Annotated in this window: 25 protein-coding genes; 19 read left to right on the top strand and 6 right to left on the bottom strand. The window is 64.8% G+C overall.

All coding sequences use genetic code 11. The features are described from left to right. Positions 1-7: 7 nt before the first annotated feature. The 13 genes from rpsN to rplQ all read left to right on the top strand — a co-directional run bounded on the left by rpsN (position 8) and on the right by rplQ (position 7,665). Positions 8-313, top strand: coding sequence for a 30S ribosomal protein S14 (rpsN, locus tag LB518_RS18500; protein WP_224579264.1), 306 nt, complete (start codon positions 8-10; stop codon positions 311-313). 13 nt (positions 314-326) lie between these two features. Beyond that, a complete protein-coding gene (rpsH, locus tag LB518_RS18495) occupies positions 327-725 on the top strand; it encodes a 30S ribosomal protein S8 (RefSeq protein WP_224579263.1) in 399 nt (132 codons plus the stop codon). Positions 726-764: 39 nt separating this feature from the next. After that, positions 765-1,298: a 50S ribosomal protein L6 gene (gene rplF, locus LB518_RS18490; RefSeq protein ID WP_224579262.1), complete on the top strand. Its 534-nt coding sequence runs from the start codon at positions 765-767 to the stop codon at positions 1,296-1,298. Between the two features lie 11 nt (positions 1,299-1,309). Further along, positions 1,310-1,666 (top strand): 50S ribosomal protein L18, encoded by a 357-nt coding sequence (rplR, locus tag LB518_RS18485; RefSeq protein WP_224579261.1) that lies wholly within the window; start codon positions 1,310-1,312, stop codon positions 1,664-1,666. Between the two features lie 49 nt (positions 1,667-1,715). Continuing rightward, positions 1,716-2,261 (top strand): 30S ribosomal protein S5, encoded by a 546-nt coding sequence (rpsE, locus tag LB518_RS18480; protein WP_224579260.1) that lies wholly within the window; start codon positions 1,716-1,718, stop codon positions 2,259-2,261. A gap of 28 nt (positions 2,262-2,289) precedes the next feature. Next, positions 2,290-2,499: a 50S ribosomal protein L30 gene (rpmD, locus tag LB518_RS18475; protein WP_224579259.1), complete on the top strand. Its 210-nt coding sequence runs from the start codon at positions 2,290-2,292 to the stop codon at positions 2,497-2,499. 20 nt (positions 2,500-2,519) lie between these two features. Next, a complete protein-coding gene (gene rplO, locus LB518_RS18470) occupies positions 2,520-3,011 on the top strand; it encodes a 50S ribosomal protein L15 (RefSeq protein WP_224579258.1) in 492 nt (163 codons plus the stop codon). Positions 3,012-3,123: 112 nt separating this feature from the next. After that, positions 3,124-4,455 carry a preprotein translocase subunit SecY gene (secY, locus tag LB518_RS18465; RefSeq protein WP_224579257.1) on the top strand — a complete coding sequence of 444 codons (1,332 nt, stop codon included), beginning with the start codon at positions 3,124-3,126 and terminating at the stop codon, positions 4,453-4,455. Beyond that, positions 4,452-5,057 (top strand): adenylate kinase, encoded by a 606-nt coding sequence (locus LB518_RS18460; RefSeq protein ID WP_224579256.1) that lies wholly within the window; start codon positions 4,452-4,454, stop codon positions 5,055-5,057. Before secY ends, LB518_RS18460 begins: the two co-directional genes overlap by 4 nt. Before the next feature lie 151 nt (positions 5,058-5,208). Then, entirely contained in the window at positions 5,209-5,577 is a 369-nt protein-coding gene (rpsM, locus tag LB518_RS18455; RefSeq protein ID WP_224579255.1) for a 30S ribosomal protein S13, read from the top strand. A gap of 79 nt (positions 5,578-5,656) precedes the next feature. Then, the gene (gene rpsK, locus LB518_RS18450) at positions 5,657-6,046 is read left to right on the top strand and encodes a 30S ribosomal protein S11 (RefSeq protein WP_073057073.1); all 390 of its coding nucleotides are present in this window, start codon (positions 5,657-5,659) and stop codon (positions 6,044-6,046) included. A 120-nt stretch (positions 6,047-6,166) separates the two neighbouring features. Then, positions 6,167-7,183, top strand: coding sequence for a DNA-directed RNA polymerase subunit alpha (locus tag LB518_RS18445; RefSeq protein ID WP_224579254.1), 1,017 nt, complete (start codon positions 6,167-6,169; stop codon positions 7,181-7,183). A gap of 50 nt (positions 7,184-7,233) precedes the next feature. Next, positions 7,234-7,665: a 50S ribosomal protein L17 gene (rplQ, locus tag LB518_RS18440; RefSeq protein WP_224579253.1), complete on the top strand. Its 432-nt coding sequence runs from the start codon at positions 7,234-7,236 to the stop codon at positions 7,663-7,665. Positions 7,666-7,749: 84 nt separating this feature from the next. On the opposite strand, the gene LB518_RS18435 is transcribed toward rplQ, so the two are convergent. Together LB518_RS18435 and LB518_RS18430 are read right to left on the bottom strand one after the other, a co-directional pair. Further along, on the bottom strand, positions 7,750-8,445 hold the full coding sequence (locus LB518_RS18435) for a hypothetical protein (protein WP_224579252.1): 696 nt from the start codon (positions 8,443-8,445) through the stop codon (positions 7,750-7,752). Between the two features lie 42 nt (positions 8,446-8,487). Beyond that, positions 8,488-9,471: a hypothetical protein gene (locus tag LB518_RS18430; RefSeq protein ID WP_224579251.1), complete on the bottom strand. Its 984-nt coding sequence runs from the start codon at positions 9,469-9,471 to the stop codon at positions 8,488-8,490. A 207-nt stretch (positions 9,472-9,678) separates the two neighbouring features. Here LB518_RS18430 and LB518_RS18425 point away from each other — a divergent pair, with 207 nt between their 5' ends. The 3 genes from LB518_RS18425 (at position 9,679) to LB518_RS18415 (ending at position 13,104) form a co-directional block, all read left to right on the top strand. After that, entirely contained in the window at positions 9,679-11,097 is a 1,419-nt protein-coding gene (locus LB518_RS18425) for a DegQ family serine endoprotease (RefSeq protein ID WP_224579250.1), read from the top strand. A 28-nt stretch (positions 11,098-11,125) separates the two neighbouring features. Continuing rightward, positions 11,126-12,406, top strand: coding sequence for a replication-associated recombination protein A (locus tag LB518_RS18420; RefSeq protein WP_286198761.1), 1,281 nt, complete (start codon positions 11,126-11,128; stop codon positions 12,404-12,406). Between the two features lie 77 nt (positions 12,407-12,483). Then, positions 12,484-13,104, top strand: coding sequence for a glutathione S-transferase family protein (locus LB518_RS18415; protein WP_224579248.1), 621 nt, complete (start codon positions 12,484-12,486; stop codon positions 13,102-13,104). A 3-nt stretch (positions 13,105-13,107) separates the two neighbouring features. Here LB518_RS18415 and LB518_RS18410 read toward each other — a convergent pair whose 3' ends face one another. Then, positions 13,108-14,586 (bottom strand): DHA2 family efflux MFS transporter permease subunit, encoded by a 1,479-nt coding sequence (locus LB518_RS18410; RefSeq protein ID WP_224579247.1) that lies wholly within the window; start codon positions 14,584-14,586, stop codon positions 13,108-13,110. Between the two features lie 166 nt (positions 14,587-14,752). On the opposite strand from LB518_RS18410, the gene LB518_RS18405 reads away from it, so the two are divergent. The 3 genes from LB518_RS18405 to LB518_RS18395 all read left to right on the top strand — a co-directional run bounded on the left by LB518_RS18405 (position 14,753) and on the right by LB518_RS18395 (position 18,103). Further along, entirely contained in the window at positions 14,753-15,865 is a 1,113-nt protein-coding gene (locus LB518_RS18405; RefSeq protein ID WP_224579246.1) for an S-(hydroxymethyl)glutathione dehydrogenase/class III alcohol dehydrogenase, read from the top strand. Between the two features lie 4 nt (positions 15,866-15,869). Further along, complete coding sequence (locus LB518_RS18400) at positions 15,870-16,991, top strand: AAA family ATPase (protein WP_224579245.1); 1,122 nt, start codon at positions 15,870-15,872, stop codon at positions 16,989-16,991. 71 nt (positions 16,992-17,062) lie between these two features. Then, on the top strand, positions 17,063-18,103 hold the full coding sequence (locus tag LB518_RS18395; protein WP_224579244.1) for a fatty acid desaturase: 1,041 nt from the start codon (positions 17,063-17,065) through the stop codon (positions 18,101-18,103). Positions 18,104-18,107: 4 nt separating this feature from the next. Here LB518_RS18395 and LB518_RS18390 read toward each other — a convergent pair whose 3' ends face one another. The 3 genes from LB518_RS18390 to LB518_RS18380 are packed head-to-tail and all read right to left on the bottom strand — an operon-like array spanning position 18,108 to position 21,252. Next, positions 18,108-18,533, bottom strand: coding sequence for an HIT family protein (locus LB518_RS18390; RefSeq protein WP_224579243.1), 426 nt, complete (start codon positions 18,531-18,533; stop codon positions 18,108-18,110). Positions 18,534-18,559: 26 nt separating this feature from the next. Next, positions 18,560-19,540: a 2-hydroxyacid dehydrogenase gene (locus LB518_RS18385; RefSeq protein ID WP_224579242.1), complete on the bottom strand. Its 981-nt coding sequence runs from the start codon at positions 19,538-19,540 to the stop codon at positions 18,560-18,562. A gap of 26 nt (positions 19,541-19,566) precedes the next feature. Next, positions 19,567-21,252 (bottom strand): sulfatase-like hydrolase/transferase, encoded by a 1,686-nt coding sequence (locus LB518_RS18380; protein WP_224579241.1) that lies wholly within the window; start codon positions 21,250-21,252, stop codon positions 19,567-19,569. Positions 21,253-21,279 lie beyond the last annotated feature (27 nt).

Raw genomic sequence — 21,279 nt, 5'->3', positions numbered from 1 at the left:
GGACGAGATGGCTAAGAAGAGCTCCATCGAGAAGAACAACCGGCGTCGGGATCTGGCGAAGCAGTACGCCAACCGCCGCAACAGGCTGAAGGCTGTCGCCAATGACGAGAGCCTGCCGCTGGAGGAGCGCTTCCAGGCGCGCCTCAAGCTGGCGGAGCTTCCGCGCAATTCCTCGCCGACCCGCATCCGTAATCGGTGCGCGGTCACGGGGCGCCCGCGCGGCGTCTATCGCAAGCTGATGATGTCGCGTATCGCTTTGCGCGAACTTGGGTCGCTGGGTCTTATCCCGGGCCTGGTCAAGTCGAGCTGGTAGGGAGCACGGTCCGATGACGATGACCGATCCTTTGGGTGATATGCTCACCCGGATTCGTAACGCACAGCTGCGCCGGCAGTCGAAGGTTTCGACGCCGTCCTCGAAGCTGCGCGAGAACGTTCTCGAGGTCTTGCAGCAGGAAGGCTATATCCGTGGCTTCGCCGCCGTGGATCATGGCGATGGCAAGGCTGAGCTCGAGATCGAGCTGAAGTATTTCGACGGCGAGCCGGTGATCCGCACGATCGAGCGTGTCTCGAAGCCGGGTCGCCGCGTCTATGCCTCTGTGAAGAGCATCCCGCGCGTCAAGAACGGCCTCGGTGTCTCCATCCTGTCGACGCCAAAGGGCGTCATGTCGGATGCAGATGCCCGTGAACAGAATGTCGGCGGAGAAGTTCTCTGCCAGGTATTCTGATCTGGCCTTGGCGCAACACGAACCGGACGGATTGGTCTGATGTCTCGTATTGGTAAGAAGCCGGTGGCGGTGCCGAAGGGCGTCACGACCACCATCAACGGCCAGACGGTCTCCGTGAAGGGGCCGAAGGGGGAACTCTCCTTCGACTTCACGGACCACGTCTCTGTTGAAATGACGGACGATGGTATCCAGGTCTCGCCGCGTGACGGTTCCAAGCCGGCTCGCGCCGCCTGGGGCATGTCGCGGACGATGATCGCGAACCTGATGAAGGGCGTGACCGACGGCTTCTCCAAGAAGCTCGAGATCAACGGCGTTGGCTATCGTGCGGCGGTTCAGGGGACAAACCTGCAACTGGCGCTTGGATATAGCCACGACGTAGTCTATCCGATCCCCGCGGGGATCACGATTCAGTGCGCCAGGCCGACCGAGATTCTTGTCTCGGGTATGGACCGGCAGCGGGTCGGTCAGGTCGCCGCAGAAATCCGCGACTTCCGCGGTCCCGAGCCTTACAAGGGCAAGGGCGTGAAATATGCGACCGAAACAATCTTCCGCAAGGAAGGCAAGAAGAAGTAACGGAGACCGTCATGGCCAACACTCAGAAGGACCGGCGCGCAGCGCGTGTCCGCCGTGCGCTCCGCAAGGTCGCATCGGGGCGTCCGCGCCTCAGCGTGCACCGCTCGTCGGAGCATATCTACGCCCAGGTGATCGACGATGCCGAAGGCCGCACGCTTGCGGCTGCTTCGACCCTCGAAAAGGACCTGCGCGGCTCGCTGAAGACCGGAGCCGACAAGGCTGCGGCCGAGGCGGTCGGCAAGCTGGTCGCCGAGCGGGCGAAGGCTGCCGGCGTGACGGCGGTCGTGTTCGATCGCGGGTCATATCTTTTCCACGGCCGCGTCAAGGCGCTGGCCGACGGGGCACGCGAGGGCGGCCTCGATTTCTGATGCGCCCCTGACGCGCGTCTAACGGAACAACAGGACGATTGGGATTTCGATGGCCAGAGAGCAGCGGGAAGAGCGCGACAGCGAATTCGTCGACAAGCTCGTTCACATCAATCGCGTCGCGAAGGTGGTGAAGGGCGGCCGGCGGTTCGGCTTTGCAGCCCTTGTCGTCGTCGGCGACCAGAAGGGCCGCGTCGGCTTCGGACACGGCAAGGCACGCGAAGTGCCGGAAGCGATCCGCAAGGCGACAGAGGCGGCAAAGCGGGCACTGGTTCGCGTTCCGCTGCGCGACGGCCGCACGCTGCATCATGACGTGTTCGGCCGTCATGGCGCTGGCCGCGTGTTCCTGCGCGCTGCCCCTCCCGGCACCGGCATCATCGCCGGCGGCCCGATGCGTGCAGTGTTCGAGACGCTCGGCGTCCAGGACGTCGTCGCCAAGTCGATGGGTTCGTCGAACCCTTACAACATGGTGCGTGCCACCTTCGCCGCGCTTGCGGCTGAAGACAGCCCGCGCAGCGTGGCATCGCGCCGCGGTATCAAGGTTTCGGTGCTTCAGTCCCGCCGCGGCGGTGACGCCGAAGCGGCCGCCGAAGCCTGATAGCCGCCACCATTCGAGGAACTGACCGATGGCCAAGAAGACCGAAGGCGCGGCTGCCAAGACGCTGATCGTCGAGCAGACCGGTAGCCCCATTCGCCGGCCGGCCGAACAGCGCGCGACGCTGATCGGCCTCGGCCTCAACCGGATCCGTCGCCGTTCGACGCTGCAGGACACGCCTGCGGTTCGCGGCATGATCGCCAAGGTGGCTCACCTCGTCCGCGTTGTGGACGAGACCTGAGCCATAGAAGGACCAGTCCGATGAAGCTCAACGAGATCAACGACAATCCGGGCGCCCACAAGTCGCGCATTCGCGTCGGCCGTGGCATCGGCTCCGGCAAGGGCAAGACGGGCGGACGCGGCGTCAAGGGCCAGAAGTCCCGTACCGGCGTCGCCATCAAGGGCTTCGAGGGTGGCCAGATGCCGCTGCATCGGCGCCTGCCGAAGCGCGGTTTCAACAACATCTTCGCGCTCGACTTCAACGAGGTCGGTCTCGGCCGCATCCAGACCGCCATTGCGGCGGGCAAGCTGGACGCCTCGAAGGCCGTCACCGCGGAAGCGCTGAAGGAAGCCGGCGTCATTCGCCGCGTCAAGGATGGCGTTCGCGTCCTCGGCAATGGCGAGCTCACCACTGCGGTGACCTTCGAGATCGCCGGCGCGTCGAAGCCGGCGCTCGAGGCGATCGAGAAGGCTGGCGGCACCGTGAAGGTGCTCGTGGCGAAGAAGGTCGAGGACGCCGCCGCGGCGACCTGAGACATATCGCACCTATCGTCGGGACGCCGCTTGATGCGGCGTCTCCGAAAGCCCAGTTTATGTCCCTCGATGGACATAGGATCCCGTCCTGCGGGTCCGATCGGAGCGGCGAATGGCATCTGCGGCTGAACAACTTGCGGCCAACCTCAATTTTGGCGCGTTCGCCAAGGCCGATGCTCTCAAGAAGCGCATCTGGTTTACGCTCGGCGCGCTGATCGTCTATCGCCTCGGGACGTATATCCCGCTGCCGGGCATCAATCCGGAAGCGCTGGCGAGCGCCTTCAACAATCAGCAGTCCGGCATTTTGGGCCTGTTCAACATGTTCTCCGGCGGTGCCGTCGGACGCATGGCGATCTTTGCGCTCGGAATCATGCCGTATATCTCGGCGTCGATCATCATCCAGCTGATGACGTCGATCATCCCGTCGCTCGACGCCCTGAAGAAGGAAGGCGAGGCGGGTCGCAAGATCATCAACCAGTACACGCGCTATGGCACGGTGCTGCTGGCGGTCGTCCAGGCCTATGGTATTTCGGTCGGCCTTGAGGGCGGTACCAATATCGTCATCGATCCCGGCCTGTTCTTCCGGATCACGGCGGTGCTGACCCTGACGGGCGGCACGATGTTCCTGATGTGGCTCGGCGAGCAGATCACGTCGCGCGGTATCGGCAACGGTATCTCGCTGATCATCTTCGCCGGCATCGTCGCGAACCTGCCGCATGCGCTCGCCGGCATGCTTGAACTGTCTCGCCAGGGCGCTATGCCGGTCTGGGTCATCCTGCTGGTGACCGTCGTCGCCGTCGCTGCGATCCTGTTCATTGTGTTCATGGAGCGCGCCCAGCGCCGCCTGATCATCCAGTATCCGAAGCGCCAGGTTGGCAACCGGATGTTCCAGGGTGAGTCGTCGCATCTGCCGCTGAAGCTGAACACGTCGGGCGTCATTCCGCCAATCTTCGCCTCTTCGTTGCTGCTGCTGCCGGCCACGATCGCCAATTTCTCGCAGGGCAAGGGGCCGGGCTGGTTCAACGGCGTGGTCGCGCTGCTCGGACACGGCACGATCCTCTATATGGCGCTTTACGCCGCCATGATCGTGTTCTTCGCGTTCTTCTACACGGCGATCGTGTTCAATCCGACCGACACGGCCGACAATCTGAAGAAGCATGGCGGCTTCATCCCGGGTATCCGTCCCGGCCAGCGCACGGCTGAATATATCGACTATGTGCTGACCCGAATCACGCTGCTCGGCGCGATCTATCTGGTGATCGTCTGTCTGCTGCCGGAGTTCCTGATCTCGGCGACCCATGTGCCCTTCTATTTCGGCGGCACCTCGCTGCTGATCGTCGTCAATGTGACGATGGACACCGTGTCGCAGGTGCAGGGCCATCTGCTTGCGCATCAATATGAAGGGCTCGTCAAGAAGTCGAAACTGAAGGGGAAGAGGCGATGAGATTGATCCTGCTCGGACCACCGGGGGCTGGTAAGGGCACGCAGTCTGCTCGTCTCGTGAAGCAATACGGAATCCCTCAGCTTTCTACTGGCGACATGTTGCGCGCCGCTGTCGCGTCTGGAACGCCGATCGGCGTTCGGGCCAAGGCGATCATGGACGCTGGCAATCTCGTTTCGGACGATGTCGTCATCGGAATCGTCGCCGACAGGATCGAGCAGCCGGATGCCCGGAAGGGTTTCATTCTCGACGGCTTCCCGCGCACGATCGCGCAGGCGGATGCGCTTGAGGCCATGTTGGCCAGTAAGGGCTTGAAGCTTGACCTCGTTGTCGAGCTGGTGGTTGACCACTCGAAGCTGATCGACCGGATCGTGAAGCGCGCGGATGAAACCAAGGCGCGGGGCGAGCCGGTTCGGAAGGACGACGATCCGGAGGTCTTCAAGACCAGGCTGGCAGCCTATGAGCGCGATACGGCGGCAATCGCGCCTTATTACAGAGCGCGCGGGCGGCTGGTCGAGATCGATGGTATGCGTCCGATTGACGAAGTCTGGGGCGACATTGAAAAAGTCGTCGCGCCTCTTGACGAAGTGGTCGCGAGCCGATAAGGGTCGCGCCTCTTAACTTATTGGGTGGCGACGTCCCCGGTTTCAGGGGCGGCGCCGCTTGCTTATGACGATTTCGTTCGCATGGGCCGGCCTCCACCGGACGCGGACATAACCGCTGCATCCTTAGGATGCGGCCGACATGGAGACGGCAATGGCCCGTATCGCAGGCGTTAATATTCCGACGAACAAGCGCGTGGTTATCGCGCTTCAGTATATCCACGGCATTGGCGCGAAGCATGCGCAGGATATCGTGACGAAGGTCAACATCGACCCGTCGCGCCGCGTCAACGAGCTTTCGGACGCGGAAGTGCTGCAAATCCGCGAGGCCATCGATCGCGACTACGTTGTCGAGGGCGACCTGCGCCGTGAAGTGGCGATGAACATCAAGCGCCTGATGGACCTTGGCTGCTATCGCGGCCTGCGTCACCGTCGTGGCCTGCCGGTTCGTGGCCAGCGCACGCATACCAATGCGCGCACCCGCAAGGGTCCGGCCAAGCCGATCGCCGGCAAGAAGAAGTAAGACACGAGATTGGGGCGCTAGGCCCCCGGTGGAGCCGCCGGCATTACGGCGGTGTCGAGATCGAACCTAAGGATAGAGAATGGCTAAGGACACGACGCGCATTCGCCGCCGCGAGCGCAAGAACATTTCCTCCGGCGTCGCGCATGTGAATTCGACGTTCAACAACACCATGATCACCATCACCGACGCGCAGGGGAATACTATCTCCTGGTCGTCCGCCGGCATGATGGGCTTCAAGGGCTCGCGCAAGTCGACCCCGTACGCCGCGCAGATGGCGGCCGAGGACGCGAGCAAGAAGGCCGCGGAGCACGGCATGAAGACGCTGGAAGTCGAGGTCTCGGGCCCGGGTTCGGGCCGTGAGTCGGCCCTGCGCGCGCTGCAGGCCGCCGGTTTCACGATCACCTCCATCCGCGACGTCACGCCGATCGCTCACAATGGCTGCCGTCCGCGCAAGCGTCGTCGTGTCTGACGACCCGGGCCGGCGCCTTCGGGCGCCGGCATTCGCGCATCGGCATTCCGCCCGTCGGTGTCTCCGGGGCGTCGCGTCGCCGGTTCCAACGGTGGCGCTTGAGATCGAAAGGATACGGTCGTGATCCATAAGAATTGGCAAGAGCTGATCAAGCCGAACAAGCTCGAGGTTTCGCCGGGCTCCGATCCGAAGCGCCTGGCAACGGTCGTGGCCGAGCCTCTGGAGCGGGGCTTTGGCCTGACGCTCGGCAACGCCTTGCGCCGCGTGCTGCTGTCGTCGCTTCAGGGCGCGGCGGTGACCGCTGTGCAGATCGACGGCGTGCTGCACGAATTCTCGTCGATTGCCGGCGTGCGTGAGGATGTGACGGACATCATCCTCAACATCAAGGAAATCGCGATCAAGATGCAGGGCGATGGCCCGAAGCGCATGGTCGTCCGCAAGCAGGGCCCCGGGGTCGTCACGGCTGGTGACATCCAGACGGTCGGCGATATCGAGGTCCTGAACCCCGAGCTGGTGCTCTGCACCCTCGATGACGGCGCCGAGATCCGCATGGAGTTCACGGTCAACACCGGCAAGGGTTATGTGCCGGCTGACCGCAATCGTCCGGAAGATGCGCCGATCGGCCTGATCCCGGTCGACAGCATCTATTCGCCGGTCAAGAAGGTTTCGTACCGCGTCGAGAACACCCGTGAGGGGCAGGTTCTCGATTACGACAAGCTGACCTTGACCGTCGAGACCGATGGCTCGCTGCGCCCCGATGACGCCGTCGCCTATGCGGCGCGCATCATTCAGGATCAGCTCTCGATCTTCGTCAATTTCGAAGAGCCGCAGAAGGAGACGACGACGGAGAGCATTCCGGAGCTCGCCTTCAATCCTGCGCTGCTCAAGAAGGTGGACGAACTCGAGCTTTCGGTGCGTTCGGCCAACTGCCTCAAGAACGACAACATCGTCTATATCGGCGACCTCATCCAGAAGACCGAAGCCGAAATGCTCCGGACTCCGAACTTTGGTCGCAAGTCGCTCAACGAGATCAAGGAAGTTCTCGCCCAGATGGGTCTCCATCTTGGCATGGAGGTCACGAACTGGCCGCCGGAGAACATCGAAGAACTCGCCAAGCGTTACGAAGACCATTATTGAGATCCCGACCCACGGCGTGAGCCGCCGGTCCAGAAACTGAGGAGAGAGCCATGCGCCACGGTAATTCCGGCCGCAAGTTCAGCCGCACCGCCAGTCACCGTAAGGCGATGTTCGCCAATATGGCCGTGGCGCTGATCACCCACGAGCAGATCACCACGACGCTGCCGAAGGCGAAGGATCTTCGCCCGATCGTCGAGAAGCTCATCACGCTCGGCAAGCGCGGCGACCTGCATGCCCGCCGCCAGGCGATCGCGCAGCTTCGCGATGTCGCGGCTGCTGCCAAGCTGTTTGACACGCTCGGCCCGCGCTACAAGGAACGCCAGGGTGGCTACACCCGCGTTCTCAAGGCGGGCTTCCGCCATGGCGACAATGCGCCGGTTGCGGTCATCGAGTTCGTCGAGCGCGATGTCGACGCCAAGGGCGCTTCGGACCGTGCACGCACGGCCGCCGAAGAGGCACAGAGCGAGAGTGTCGCTGCCTGATTTCAGGCCGACGATGTCAGAATTCAAAGGGCGGCCGCGAGGTCGCCCTTTTTCGTTTCTGATGCTGATCGGCGAAGCTGGCTCTCATGGAAGCGGCGGAGGCGGGAAGGCGAGAATATCGGCGGTGTAGCTCTCGACGACGAGGCTGAACGGTCGTCCGTCGGCGCGCTTTAGCACAGCGCGATGGCGAAGCAGGAAGTCGGGGATGGTGAGCGGCGTCGTCGCCGACGTTGCCGGGGCCATCGGCTGCGTAGCCCAGGTGTCTGGCAGTGGCTGCCACAGGAGCGTCGCATCGAGGGTTGTGCGCGTGAAGCCGAGCGGCGCAACGACGCGGCCGAAGCTTGTATTGGTCGTCTCGAGCGTGCGGTTCATATCGTCGGTCAGCCGCGCCGGCAGATACCAGTTGTCGGCCTCCGAGAGTACGCGCGTGCCGCAGGTGAGGCGAACGCGCCGATAGGCGACCGCCTCGTCAGGCGCAGCTTCGAGCCGCTTGCGGATTTCGGCGTCGGCGAGCTTGTCCTGCCCCGTCACGCGTTCGGCCGTGATCTTCGAGCCTGCCGGCGCCAGGGCATGGCTGTTGCACCAGCGATCAAGCGCGAGCGTCGCCGAGGGGCCGGCCAACAGGTCCGCGTTTAATGTCTCGATCAGCGCGAGCGCCGCGAGGCGCGTGACCGGCGTATCGGGCCAAGTCGGACGATCTGGCGCCAGCGCCGAGGCATGGACAATGCCTGTCAGATTGAGCGCAGCGGCAAGGCCCGCAATGAGAACGCGGCGCGGCATCGGCAAACTCCGAAGGAGGCGGTGAACGGCGGTCGTTTCGCCTCAGAGCTTGTCGAAGCTCGTGAAGCGGAAGAGGAAACTCGGTTCGGTCATGGACTGATCGAGCGACAAGCGGCTCGACCGGAAGCAGTCAGGATCATCAGGGAAGAACGAGCCGGAGAAGCGGACCGGATCGCCGACGGCAAGCTTGCCGACCGCGGCTGCGAGCGGCGTTCCAGCGAGGATCAGCGTCTTGTCGTCCACATCCGACATCGCGTTGTTCCAGGTCTTCACGAGCGTGCCGTCGGGAAGGGCGATCGAGAGGATCGTGCGGCCGCCGGGATCGCGATCGAGTTCCTTGACCGCACCAACCCAGCCCTGGATGTCGGGCTTCTTGACCGCCGCGCAGACTGCGGCCGCGCGGCTCGACTGGACCGAGGCGCGATCGTCATCGCTCGCCTTGTCATAGGCGGTGCGCGCATCGGTAACGGCCTTGGTGAAGGCGGCTTCTTCGCGCGTCTGTTGAGGAACCAAGGCGGCGAGCTTCTCGGCGTCGGTCGGCGGTGGTGGCTCGGCAGGCGCCGTGGGCTCCGGCGGCGGGGAGGGGACCGGCGTAGTCGATGATGGCGGAGTTGCCGCGGCATCGTTCAACGGATCGGTCTCGGTGCCGACGACCGTGGTCGTGGGGACGGAGAGGGGGGCCGGCAGCTTGGCGGGCGCCAGCTGCGACTCGTCTTTCGATGAAGCCGGTGCTGGGCTCGCCGCAGGCGCTGAAGGTGACGGCGCGGCCGGAACTTCGGCAGCGGGCGCGGGCGGTTCCGGCTGCGGTTCGGGCGCGGCTTCGACGGGAGCAGGCAGCGGCGGGGCGGCGACATCGAAAGCAGGCAGGCGTGGCTTCAGGATCACGCCGCCGGCGCCGGCGGCAAGCACCACGAGGCCGAGCGAGGCGGCGAGGCTGTTGACGAGCCTGGGACCGCGCAGAATGAGTGGCATGACCCCGACAAGCAGGATCACCAGACCGGCGATGAACAGCAGAACCCAGAGCATCGGTTTCCTTCTCGCCCCGCGGCTATTATCCAGATGGGACGCATCCCGCCAAGCCCCGAATCGGGCGAAGGGAGATGCTCTACCGGCAAAGGGGCCGTGCCAAGCCGCCGCGTGATCATTGGCCGATTCAGTGGGGCCGCCGGCCACGGGCTTGCCTCAATTGATGGCGAATCGTCGTCCCTTCGCAGCAACATGGAGATCGGGCGCATGCGGATACGCGTGATGATGGCATTGGCTCTGGCCGGATGGCTCCTGCCGAGCCTGGCACCGTTGGCGGCCCGGGCGGCCGAACCAAGCGTTCCCCCGTCCGAGGCGGCGCTGCGCTATTCCTTCGCGCCGCTGGTGAAGCGGGTCTCGCCGGCCGTCGTCAATGTCTATGCCTCGCGCGTCGTGAAGCAGCGCGTCTCTCCCTTCATGGATGATCCCTTCTTCCGCCAGTTCTTCGGTGGCGGCGGCGGCGGGGCGCCGCGCACGCGGATCCAGCAGTCGCTCGGCTCCGGCGTCATCATCGACAAGGCCGGCATCGTGGTGACGAACTACCACGTCATCGCCAATGCCGACGAGGTCAAGGTCGCGCTCTCGGACAAGCGGGAACTTGCCGCCGACATCGTGCTGAAGGACGAGCGGATGGACCTCGCCGTGCTGCGCCTCAAGGACGCGACCGGCCCGTTCCCGATCGTCGAGTTGGCCGACAGCGACTCCGTGGCGGTCGGCGATCTCGTGCTGGCGATCGGCGATCCTTTCGGCGTCGGCCAGACGGTGACCAGCGGCATCGTTTCGGCGCTGGCTCGTACGCAGGTCGGGGCCACGGACTATCAGTTCTATATCCAGACCGACGCGGCGATTAATCCCGGCAATTCCGGCGGTGCGCTCGTCGACATGAATGGCCGCCTCGTCGGCATCAATACGGCAATCTATTCGCGCTCGGGTGGTTCGATCGGCATCGGCTTTGCCATTCCCTCGAACATGGTGCGCGTGATCGCCAAGGCAGCGCTCTCGGACGGCAAGGTTCATCTCCCCTGGATCGGCGCCGAATTCCAGCAGGTGACGCCGGACCTGGCCGATGGGCTCGGACTCGACCGGCCGCATGGCGCGCTCGTCGCGGGCGTCACTGAGGGCAGCCCTGCGGAAAAGGCCGGGCTCACGGCCGGCGATCTCGTCGTCAGCGCGGACGGGATCGACATCGACGATCCGAACGGGCTCAACTATCGCCTCGTGACCAAGGGCATCGGCGCTTCAGTCGAACTCGGCCTCCTGCGGGGCGGCAAGCCCGCCAATGCGACGATCGTGCTGGCGGCGGCGCCCGAGATCCCGCCGCGCGACGAGATGATGTTGAAGTCGGAATCGCCGTTCCAGGGTGCGACGGTGGTCAATCTCTCCCCGGCGGTGATCGCCGATACAGGCTATAAAGGCCGGCGGTCCAAAGGTGTGCTGATCGAGAAGGTCGACGACGGCTCGATCGCTGCCAGCGTCGGCTTCCAGGCCGGTGATATCGTCGTCGAGGTCAACGGCCAGGCGGTCGATGCGACGCGGACTCTGGCGTCAGTGACGGCGACCCCGGCCGATCTCTGGCGCTTGACCATAGAGCGCGACGGAAGGTTGATCCGCTCGACCATCGGAGGATGAGGTGAGCAATCTTTTCGAGGCGGCAGGCATGGAGCGGGCGGCGCCACGGCCGCTTGCTGATCGTTTGCGTCCCGAAAAGCTCGCTGATGTCGTCGGACAGGACCATCTCGTCGGTCCTTCCGGCGCGCTGACGCGCATGCTGAACTCCGGCTCGCTCGGCTCGATGATCTTCTGGGGGCCGCCCGGCACCGGCAAGACGACGGTGGCCCGCCTGCTTGCCGGCGAGACGGACCTGCATTTCGAGCAGGTCTCGGCCGTCTTCTCAGGCGTCGCCGATCTGAAGAAAGTGTTCGAGCAGGCGCGTGCGCGGCGGCAGATCGGCAAGGGCACGCTGCTCTTCGTCGATGAAATCCATCGCTTCAACCGCGCGCAGCAGGACAGCTTCCTTCCGGTCATGGAGGACGGCACGGTGACGCTCGTTGGCGCCACAACCGAGAATCCGTCCTTCGAGCTCAACGCGGCCTTGTTGTCGCGTGCGCGGGTGCTGGTGTTTCATTCGCATGGGCCGGACTCGATCGCACAGCTCCTCGCTCGCGCCGAAGCGGTCGAGCAGCGCCCGCTGCCGCTGGATGAGGAAGCGCGCGAGGTGCTGATCCGCATGGCCGACGGCGACGGACGGGCGTCGCTGACGCTCGCCGAAGAGGTGTGGCGTGCGGCGCAGCCGGGGGAGATCTTCGACGCGGCCGGACTGCAGGAGATCGTTCAGCGCCGGGCGCCGATCTATGACAAGGGCCAGGACGGGCACTACAATCTGATTTCGGCGCTGCATAAATCGGTGCGCGGCTCCGATCCTGACGCGGCGCTCTATTATCTCGCGCGGATGTTCGACGCCGGCGAGGATCCGCTCTATCTCGGGCGGCGGCTGGTGCGGATGGCGGTCGAGGATATCGGCCTTGCCGATCCGCAGGCGCTCGTCGTCGCCAATGCAGCGAAGGATGCCTACGACTATCTCGGCAGCCCCGAGGGCGAACTCGCCTTCGCCGAGGCCGCCGTCTATCTCGCGACGGCGCCGAAATCGAATGCCGTCTATACGGCGTTCAAGGCAGCTACGGCTGCGGCCAAGCAAGGCGGCTCGCTGCTACCGCCGAAGACCATCCTGAACGCGCCGACCAAGCTGATGAAGACCGAGGGCTATGGCGAGGGCTATCGCTACGACCACGACGAACCCGACGCCTTCTCAGGCCAGAACTATTTCCCGGATGCCCTTGGACGACAGTCGTTCTACGAGCCGGTCGAGCGCGGCTTCGAGCGCGAGATCCGAAAGCGGATGGAATACTGGGCGAAGCTGAGGAAAGAGCGGGGCGGGTAGCCTTACTTTCTGTTGGGCTTGACCGAGATGTGGTTCGCATGCCGGGATGCAGCGTTCAATCGCTTGGAGCCGTCCGCATGTTCCTCATCGGCCAGTATGACTCGCCCTTCGTCCGCCGCGTCGGCATAGCGCTTCGGCTCTATGATCTCGAATTCGAGCATCGGCCATGGTCGACCTTCAGCGATGCCGAGAAGATTGCGGTCTACAATCCGCTTCGCCGCGTGCCGACTTTGGTGCTCGATAGCGGCGAGGTGCTGATCGAGAGCGCGGCGATCCTCGACTATCTGGATGAGGAGGTCGGGCCCGAACGTGCGCTGATTGCGGACCACGGACCTGACCGGCGGCGCGCGCTCAAGATCGCCGCGCTCGGGACCGGGCTCGCCGACAAGGCGGTGATCCTCTTCTACGAAGGCGTGCTGCACAAGGAGAAGTCGGATGTCTGGGTGGCGCGCTGCAAGGCTCAGATCCGCGATGTTCTGGCTGTTCTGGAGCAGGAGCGGGCAACGCATGAGACAACATGGTGGTTTGGCGAAACGATCGGCCATGCCGATATCGCGGTCGCCTGCGCGCTGCGCTTCGTGCGCGAGGTTCATCCCGATCTCTTCGGCGAGCATCCCGGGCTTCTGGCTCATGCTGAACGCTGCGAGGCGCTGCCGGCATTCCAGGACGTTGCGCAGGCTTTCAGCCCGCCCGCCTGAGCGTCAGCTTTCCGGCGCAAGGCGGCGGCGCCACCATGTCGCGATGGCAGCGATCAGCGCCAGGACGAAAAGCAGGCCGAAGCTCGTTTCGACGGCGCCCAGCATGGGGTGGCCGTAAAAGAAGATGTCGGTGTTGCTCGACCCCGCGATGACCTCGGTTCGCCAATGCAGCATTGAGGCGGAACTGGCAACGCCGAGACTGACCCCGAGCATGCGGGCGAGGTTGATCAGCGCCCCGGCCTCGCCTGAGAAGGCCGGCGGCGCCGCACCCATGGTGGCGCTGTTGTTGGGTGCCATGAAGAAGCCGAGACCGGCGCCGAAGACGGCGAGGGCCACCATGCCGATCGCGCGTGAAGGTGTTGCCTCCAGCGCGACCAGCGAGAGGACGAGGAGCGCCGCAGCGGCGAGTGTCATGCCGAAAAGAGCGAGCGTCGAGGTTCCCCAGCGCTTGACCAGTGCTCCGGCGAAGGGCGCGGCGATGCCGAGCGCGATCGGGATCGCAGAGAGGCGTAATCCCGCGCGCTCCGGCGTTTCGTGCAGCCCGCGGATCGCTGCGTAGGACATCAAATAGAACATGCCATAGAGCAGCGCATAGGAGAGCAGCACGGCGACAACGCCGAGCGAGAACGGCTTTGACGCGAAGATCGCCAGATCGATCAGCGGCGAGGCGGTGCGCTTCTCCCTCACGATGAACAGCGCCAGTAGAACGATCCCGCCGATGCCGAAGCCCAAAGCCGGCAGCGACATAAGGCCCCAATCGGCAATGTGGTTGAGGACGACGACGAGGAACACAAGCGCAGGTCCAAGCAGCAGTGCGCCCGGCCAGTCAAACGGCCGCGGGTCGCGCTCGGTGTCATCAGGCAGGATGAGCCAGCCGGCCACGGCACCGATGAGGCCGATCGGCACGGTGACCCAGAAGATCGCCTGCCAGCCGAAGAAGCCGAGCAACAAGCCGCCCGCGATCGGGCCGAGGCTGACCCCGACCGCCTGGGCGGCCGAGAAGTATCCCATGGCGCGGGCGCGAAGCGCCTTGCCGGCTGCGCGATTGAGAATGACGATCGAATTGGCGCCGAGGCTCGCGCCGCCGATCCCTTGCAGGATGCGAAAGAAAATGAGTTCGGGCAGGCTGGTCGCGATGCCGCAGAGCGCCGAGGCAGCGGCGAAGACCAGGATGCCGGCGAGATAGAGCTTCTTGCGGCCGAACATTTCGCAGAGGCGCCCAAAGACAGGGAGCGCCGCGGCAAAGGCGAGCACATAGGCAAGCGCAACCCAGCTCGCGAGCGTCTCCTGTGTCTGGAAGACGAGCGCTAGATCGGGCAGAGCGAGCTGCACGACGCTGGCGTCGAACTGGCCCATTGCGGCGCCGATACAGGTGATGGCGATGATCGGCCATGGGTTGGCCCCCTGCGAGGGAGCTGCAGCGGGCGCCCGACCGCCGACCTCGGCTACACTGCGCGCCCCCGCCAACACTGCCTTGTCCATCCGCTCGTCCCCCGACATCGCGATTGCATGCAATCGCTAGCACGAAGCGGGCCGAGGGTGGAACGACTCTCGCACGTGCTCTTTCCTGCGCTCCGGCGCGCCGTATAAGCTAGACCGGACTTGAACCTCGCCGGGACGAGGATTCGACAAGAGAGAGGGATCGCCCATGAAGACCCGCGCCGCCGTCGCCTGGGAGGCGAACAAGCCGCTGACCATCGAAACCATCGATATCGACGGGCCGCGACCCGGCGAAGTGCTGGTCGAAATCATGGCGACGGGCGTCTGCCACACCGACGCCTACACGCTGTCGGGCCTCGATTCCGAGGGCAAGTTTCCAGCGATCCTCGGCCATGAGGGCGCGGGCATCGTGCGCGAGATCGGCGCCGGCGTCACCTCGGTCAAGGTCGGCGATCACGTCATTCCGCTTTACACGCCGGAATGCCGCAACTGCAAAACCTGCCTGTCGCGGCGCTCCAATCTCTGCACATCGATCCGCTCGACGCAGGGTCAGGGCCTGATGCCGGATTCGACGACACGCTTCTCCTGCTCCGGCGAGCAGGTGTTCCACTATATGGGCACGTCGACCTTCTCGAACTTCACGGTGCTGCCGGAGATCGCGGTCGCCAAGGTTCGTGAGGACGCGCCCTTCGACAAGATTTGTTACATCGGCTGCGGCGTCACGACGGGCATCGGCGCGGTGGTCTACACCGCCAAGGTCTGGGCTGGCGCGAATGTCGTCGTGTTCGGCCTCGGCGGCATCGGCCTCAACGTGATCCAGGGCGCGCGCATGGTCGGCGCTGACAAGATCATCGGCGTCGATCTCAACCCCGGCAAGGTCGAGATGGCCAAGAAGTTCGGCATGACGCATTTCATTAATCCGGACGAGGTCGGCCGCGACAAGGTCGTGCAGGCGATCGTCGATCTGACCGGCGGCGGCGCCGATTTCTCGTTCGAATGCATCGGCAATGTCCACACGATGCGGCAGGCGCTCGAATGCTGCCATCGCGGCTGGGGCGAATCCATCATCATCGGCGTGGCGCCATCGGGCACCGAGATTTCGACGCGGCCGTTCCAGCTTGTCACCGGCCGCGTCTGGCGCGGCTCGGCCTTTGGCGGCGCGCGTGGTCGCACGGATGTTCCGAAGATCGTCGACTGGTACATGGAGGGGAAGATCAATATCGACGACCTGATCACCCATACGATGCCGCTCGACGAGATCAATACGGCCTTCGACCTGATGCATGAAGGCAAGTCGATCCGCTCGGTCGTGCTGTACTGACAGCATGCCGCTGCCGCTTCGCGCAGTCGAGATCGAGAACTATCGGTCGATCCGCAAGCTCTATCTGCCGGTCGAGCGGCTGACGGTGCTGCTCGGACGCAACGGCGTCGGAAAGTCCAACCTCTATCGCGCGCTCGAGTTGCTGCAGCGTGCGGCGGCGGGCACGATTACGCGGGCGCTGGTGGAGGAGGGGGGTATCGAATCCGCCTTCTGGGCCGGCCAGCGGCGTGCGGGTGATCTTGCGCGGATCAGGCTGCGCGCCATCTTCGACGAGCTCGATTATCAGATCGAGATCGGCACACCGGCACCGATCGACGAGGCGGCGCTGACGCCAGCCGAGCCGATGGCGAAGGTGGAGGAGCTGCGTTCGCTGCTCGGGCGAAATCCGGTCACGCTCATGAAGCGCGGCGGCCCCAGCGCTTGGCTCCGCGACGAAAACGGGGCGCGGCAGAACTACAGCGAGGCGCTCGTCCCGTCCGAAACGGCGCTCGCCTCCTTCCGCGACCAGGGCCGCTTCCTCGAACTGGAACTGGTTCGCCGCGCTTTTGCAGATTGGCGCTTCTTCCACGACTTCCGCACCGATCGCGAGTCGCCGTTGCGGCGGCCGGCGCTCGCGATCACGACGCCGACGCTCGCCTCCGACGGCGCCGATCTTGCAGCGGCGCTCGCCACCGTTAAGGTCGTGCGTGAGGAGATGCCGGCGATCGAGGCTGCGATCAACGATGCCTTTCCGGGCGCAGAGCTTTCCTTCGAGTTCGGGCGGGGCCAGGTCGCCCTCGGTCTCCGGTTCGCCGACCTGCCGCGGCCCTTGGCGGCGAGCGAGCTATCCGACGGGACGCTCGCCTTCCTCGCGCTCGTCGCCGCGCTGACGAGCTATCGGCTGCCCGGCTTCATCGCGCTCAACGAGCCGGAAACGAGCCTCCATCCCGACCTGATCCCGGCGCTCGCGCGCCTGATTGCGAAAGCCGCCGAGCGGACACAGGTCTGGGTGGTGACGCATTCCGAACCGCTCGCCGCTGCGCTGGCCGCTGAAGCCGGCATCAAGCCGCGCGTCGTTATCAAGAACCAAGGCGCGACGACGATCGAGGGCCTGAGGCTCGTCGGCAGCTTCGCGGACGAGGATTGATCGCTCATTCTATCGGCACGTGCAGGAGCGATTCTGTGCCGCCGCCGGGCGATAGGGTGTATAAGTCGTCAATGTCCGACAGATCAGATGCCCCAGCCGGCAACCGCGGCGCCGCCGCCAAGCGTTGGCCGAAGCTCCTTGCCGCCTATCGCGAACCTCGCGAATGGCGCAGCACTTTCGAAATCCTCGTCACCGCGTTGCCCTTCCTCGCCTTCTGGGTGACGATGTGGCTGCTGGTCGAATATGGCTACTGGTGGGCGGCGCTGCTGCTCGCTGTGCCCGCCGCCGGCTTCCTCGTTCGCCTGTTCATGATCCAGCATGATTGCGGCCACGACGCCTTCTTCCGTCGCCGCAACGTGAACGACTGGGTGGGCCGCATCATCGGGGTGCTCACCTTCACGCCCTACGACTATTGGCGGCGGACGCATCAGCTACACCACGCGACATCAGGCAATCTGCAGCTGCGCGGCATTGGCGACATCACGACGCTGACGGTCGCCGAATATAGTGCGATGAGCCGGCTGCAGCGCCTCGGTTACCGTCTCTATCGCCATCCGATCGTGATGTTCGGCATCGGCCCGGCCTATCTGTTCCTGCTGCAGTTTCGGCTGCCGGTCGGGCTGATGCGCGAGGGCTGGCGGCCCTGGCTGAGCGCGATGTCGACCAATCTCGCCATCGCGCTCGCAGCGCTGGTGCTGATCATGACGATCGGCATCGGGCCGTTCCTGATGGTCCAGCTGCCGATCGTGATCATCGGCGCCTCGATGGGCGTCTGGCTGTTCTATGTCCAGCACCAGTTCGAGACGACGACCTGGTCACGGCCGCCGGATTGGTCCCATGCCGAAGCGGCGCTGCATGGCAGTTCGTACTATGACCTGCCGCCGGTGTTGCGTTGGATGACCGCCAATATCGGCGTCCATCACGTGCACCACCTCTGCAGCCGTATTCCCTATTACCGGCTGCCTGAAGTGCTGCACCGCCATCCCGAGCTGAAGACGATCGGCCGGATCACCGTGCTCGACAGCCTGAGGCTGGTTCGTCTCGTTCTGTGGGACGAGGCGAATGGCCGCCTCGTGCCGTTCAAGGGCTGGAAGGAGATCGCTCCGGCGTGAGCGGTCAGGCGCCGAGCACCGCGCGCAGCTTCGCCGCGTGGTCGGCGAGAATTTCCGGCTTCTCCATGCCACCGCCATGCGGCTTCAGAGGGATGCCGTCATAGCGCGGGATGACATGGACATGCAGATGGAACACCGTCTGTCCCGCCGGTGCCTCGTTGAACTGCGCAATGAAGATGCCGTCGGCCGCGAAGGCCTCCTTGGCGGCGCGGGCGAGTTTCTGGACCACAGGGAACAACGTCGCCAGCGTCTCCGGCTCCGCGTCGAGCAGGTTGCGCGAGGCAGCCTTCGGCACGACGAGCAGATGGCCCGGCGATTGCGGCATCACATCCATGAAGGCGAGCGTGTCGGCATCCTCATAGACCTTGGTCGACGGGATCTCGCCGCGCAGGATCTTCGCGAAGATGTTGCTGTCGTCATAGGCGTTCATGCTTGCTACTCCGCGGAAGGGTTGGGCTAGCCTGTAACCGGGGTGAGCGGCGCCTTCAAGACGACCGGGGTCGGGACCGGCCGGCCGGCGAGGAAAGCGTCGATATTGGCGAGCACCATGCTTTTCAGCGTCGTATGTGCCTCATAGGTGCCACCGGCGATATGCGGCGCCAGCACGACATTATCGAGCGATGTCAGGGCTTCCGGCACGTTGGGCTCATGTTCGAACACGTCGAGGCCGGCGGCGGCGAGTTCGCCGGACTTGATCAGTTCGGCCAGCGCCACTTCATCGAGAAGCGAACCGCGCGCGATATTGATGACGATGCCGTCCGGGCCGAGGGCGCGCATCACATCGCGTGAGACGATGTGGCGATTGCCGGCGTCCGCCCGGGCCGCGACGACGAGCACGTCGGCCCAATCGGCGAGGCTCGCGAGCGTGTCGTGATAGGCGTAGCGGTCGCCAGGACGGCGGCTGCGATTGTGATAGGCGACGGTCATCTCGAAGGCTTCGGCGCGGCGGGCGACGCGCTCGCCGATCTCGCCGAGACCGAAGATGCCGAGCTTGCGACCGGAGAGCCCGCGGACGAGCGGCATCCGCGCGGCGCTGCTGTTCTGCCCGTTCCAGCGACCTTCCCGCACGAAGCGGTCAGCGGCGACGATGCGGCGACAGGCGGCAAGCAGCAGCCCCATCGCGAGGTCCGCCACCGCCGAGGCGTTGCCTGAAGGACTGTTGGTCACGACGATGCCGCGCGCCGCTGCGGCCGCATGATCGGTTCCTTCAAAGCCGCTGCCATAATTGCAGATGAGGCCGAGATTGGGCAGTGCTGCGATGAGGCCGGCTCCGCATTTCACGGTTCCCATCGTCATGACGACGCGGATCTTCTCGCGATCCGCCAGGGGGAGGGCGATGGAGGCGTCCTGATCATGCGGTCCGACGATCTCCAGCCGTTCGGCAAGCGCGTCGCAAAAGTCGTTCGGGAAGCGGCTCAGAAGCAGGGCGGCAGACATCGATCACTCCGAATGGTTCATGAATCCTAGGCACGGTCCGGCACGGCGGCGAGCGGCTTCTGCGTCGCGGAAAGGTCGATCATGCCGGCATCGACCAAGGTGCGATGAAACCGGCGTTTGCGCTCCGAATGTGTCGCGACATAGCGATCGCCGAGTTCGGCGAAGAGGTCGAGCCGAGTCGCGGATACCGCATCGAGTGGCAGTCCCGATGCCTTCAGCGCAGCGGTGCCGAGCTGGGCGATGTCGAGGCTTTCAGGCAGGCCGGCGAAATCGGGTTCGAAATTCAGCGCCTCGATCGTGAAGAAGGTCTCGAACTGGCGCGGATCGTCCGAGCGGACGCCCTGCGCCTTCTCGATCGCGCGCGACATCGTCGGCTGGTGATCGCCATAGCGAACGATCAGCATCGGCCGGCCGGGATAGCGGGCGAGCAGCCCCGCGCGGAAGGCAGCGTAGCTCGCGGCTGTTTCAGCGAGCCGCGCATAATATTCCGCATAGGTCGCGTCGTTCAGAGCGCCGAGCGCGAAGCGTCGTTCGTCCTCGTACTGCCCGGGCGGCTGCAACCGGACCTCATGAGGCCCATGGTTGAAATTCGTGAGGATCATGGCGAAGCGTGGTGCCGGGTCGCGGTCGAGGGAACGCTGCAGCGCGCCTTCGGTGGCTGCGAAGAAGGCGGCATCGGAATTCGTCGCCTCGAAAGCCGTCAGATCGAAGGGGGGCGGGAATTCGTCCGAGAACACGCGTTCCTCGACGCCGAGACCGGTATAGAAGGGGTCGTAGTTCATGAAGGCGCGCCGGCAGCTCGTGATGAGCTGGCTGCGATAACCGAGGCCCATCAGCTCCGAAGGCAGCGAATGGGCGAAGCGACCGACGCCCTTCTTGAACAGGAAATAGGAATCGGGGCCGAAACTCGCCGACGAAAGACCGGTCAACAGGCTGAACTCCGTCTGCCACGAGCCGCCGCCATAGATGTCGACATGCAGCGTGCCCGAATGCGCACCCGGCGGAGAGAGGAACGCCGCGATCTCGTCGTCGACGGCGAGGCCATAACTGCGCGGATCGAACACCGATTCATGTTGGATCACGAAGATATCGGGCCTCACGCCGTGCCGCGCCGGCAGCGGCGGAAGCAGCGCGAGCGGCGTGTCGGCGACGTCGAGCATGCGGAGCCCACCCGTCGGCCACCAGCTCGCAACATCGATCAATGACGCCATGAAGAAAGAGAAGAGGCCGCTGCGAACCGTCACGTCCCGTCGCCAGCGCTCCGCGCCGCCTGTCGCATAGAAGGCACAGGCATAGAGGGCGATGGTGAAAGCCAGGATCGCGAGGCGCTCGGAGATGCGAAGCGGCGTGCCGGGCACGAGCACGATCACCGCGACGGCGGCCAGAGCAAGCAGCACGGCGCCGATGATGGTGAGCGTCGCCGTCAGCCGATATTGGCGCAGCATGAAGGGGATCGTGCCTGCGAAGGTCAGGCCGAGATCGGCGACCGCCAGCTTCATCCCGCTATGGTGATGCTTGACGCCTGAGGCGCCGGCGATGGTCGCGGTGAGGATCGCGGCAAGCAGCGTCGCGCGCGGCAGATCGCCGACGAAGCCCATAACCAGTGCGGTGAGCGTCGCGAAGGCGGCGAGCGCCAGCAGGATGCGGGCGGATTGCCGCTCCGTGAGGGCGAGGACGGCCGCGGCGGCGAGCCAGAGGAAAAGCGCGTTCATTCGTAGTCCGGGTCCGCCTTCCGCTGC

It is taken from the genome of Mesorhizobium sp. BR1-1-16 (assembly GCF_020165495.1).
Classification (GTDB): domain Bacteria; phylum Pseudomonadota; class Alphaproteobacteria; order Rhizobiales; family Kaistiaceae; genus Kaistia.
Note: the sequence above shows the minus strand (reverse complement) of the source record. Positions and strands in the feature narration are given on the sequence as shown.

Coding starts and splice junctions, on each gene's coding strand:
- rplO (WP_224579258.1), top strand. CDS start 2,520: ATGAAGCTCAACGAGATCAACGACAATCCGGGCGCCCACAAGTCGCGC.
- LB518_RS18425 (WP_224579250.1), top strand. CDS start 9,679: ATGCGGATACGCGTGATGATGGCATTGGCTCTGGCCGGATGGCTCCTG.
- LB518_RS18410 (WP_224579247.1), bottom strand. CDS start 14,586: ATGGACAAGGCAGTGTTGGCGGGGGCGCGCAGTGTAGCCGAGGTCGGC.
- rpsH (WP_224579263.1), top strand. CDS start 327: ATGACGATGACCGATCCTTTGGGTGATATGCTCACCCGGATTCGTAAC.
- secY (WP_224579257.1), top strand. CDS start 3,124: ATGGCATCTGCGGCTGAACAACTTGCGGCCAACCTCAATTTTGGCGCG.
- LB518_RS18420 (WP_286198761.1), top strand. CDS start 11,126: ATGGAGCGGGCGGCGCCACGGCCGCTTGCTGATCGTTTGCGTCCCGAA.
- rpsE (WP_224579260.1), top strand. CDS start 1,716: ATGGCCAGAGAGCAGCGGGAAGAGCGCGACAGCGAATTCGTCGACAAG.
- LB518_RS18430 (WP_224579251.1), bottom strand. CDS start 9,471: ATGCTCTGGGTTCTGCTGTTCATCGCCGGTCTGGTGATCCTGCTTGTC.
- rpsK (WP_073057073.1), top strand. CDS start 5,657: ATGGCTAAGGACACGACGCGCATTCGCCGCCGCGAGCGCAAGAACATT.
- LB518_RS18405 (WP_224579246.1), top strand. CDS start 14,753: ATGAAGACCCGCGCCGCCGTCGCCTGGGAGGCGAACAAGCCGCTGACC.
- LB518_RS18460 (WP_224579256.1), top strand. CDS start 4,452: ATGAGATTGATCCTGCTCGGACCACCGGGGGCTGGTAAGGGCACGCAG.
- rplR (WP_224579261.1), top strand. CDS start 1,310: ATGGCCAACACTCAGAAGGACCGGCGCGCAGCGCGTGTCCGCCGTGCG.
- LB518_RS18435 (WP_224579252.1), bottom strand. CDS start 8,445: ATGCCGCGCCGCGTTCTCATTGCGGGCCTTGCCGCTGCGCTCAATCTG.
- LB518_RS18395 (WP_224579244.1), top strand. CDS start 17,063: ATGTCCGACAGATCAGATGCCCCAGCCGGCAACCGCGGCGCCGCCGCC.
- LB518_RS18415 (WP_224579248.1), top strand. CDS start 12,484: ATGTTCCTCATCGGCCAGTATGACTCGCCCTTCGTCCGCCGCGTCGGC.
- rpsM (WP_224579255.1), top strand. CDS start 5,209: ATGGCCCGTATCGCAGGCGTTAATATTCCGACGAACAAGCGCGTGGTT.
- rpsN (WP_224579264.1), top strand. CDS start 8: ATGGCTAAGAAGAGCTCCATCGAGAAGAACAACCGGCGTCGGGATCTG.
- LB518_RS18390 (WP_224579243.1), bottom strand. CDS start 18,533: ATGAACGCCTATGACGACAGCAACATCTTCGCGAAGATCCTGCGCGGC.
- rplQ (WP_224579253.1), top strand. CDS start 7,234: ATGCGCCACGGTAATTCCGGCCGCAAGTTCAGCCGCACCGCCAGTCAC.
- rplF (WP_224579262.1), top strand. CDS start 765: ATGTCTCGTATTGGTAAGAAGCCGGTGGCGGTGCCGAAGGGCGTCACG.
- LB518_RS18380 (WP_224579241.1), bottom strand. CDS start 21,252: ATGAACGCGCTTTTCCTCTGGCTCGCCGCCGCGGCCGTCCTCGCCCTC.
- LB518_RS18385 (WP_224579242.1), bottom strand. CDS start 19,540: ATGTCTGCCGCCCTGCTTCTGAGCCGCTTCCCGAACGACTTTTGCGAC.
- rpmD (WP_224579259.1), top strand. CDS start 2,290: ATGGCCAAGAAGACCGAAGGCGCGGCTGCCAAGACGCTGATCGTCGAG.
- LB518_RS18400 (WP_224579245.1), top strand. CDS start 15,870: ATGCCGCTGCCGCTTCGCGCAGTCGAGATCGAGAACTATCGGTCGATC.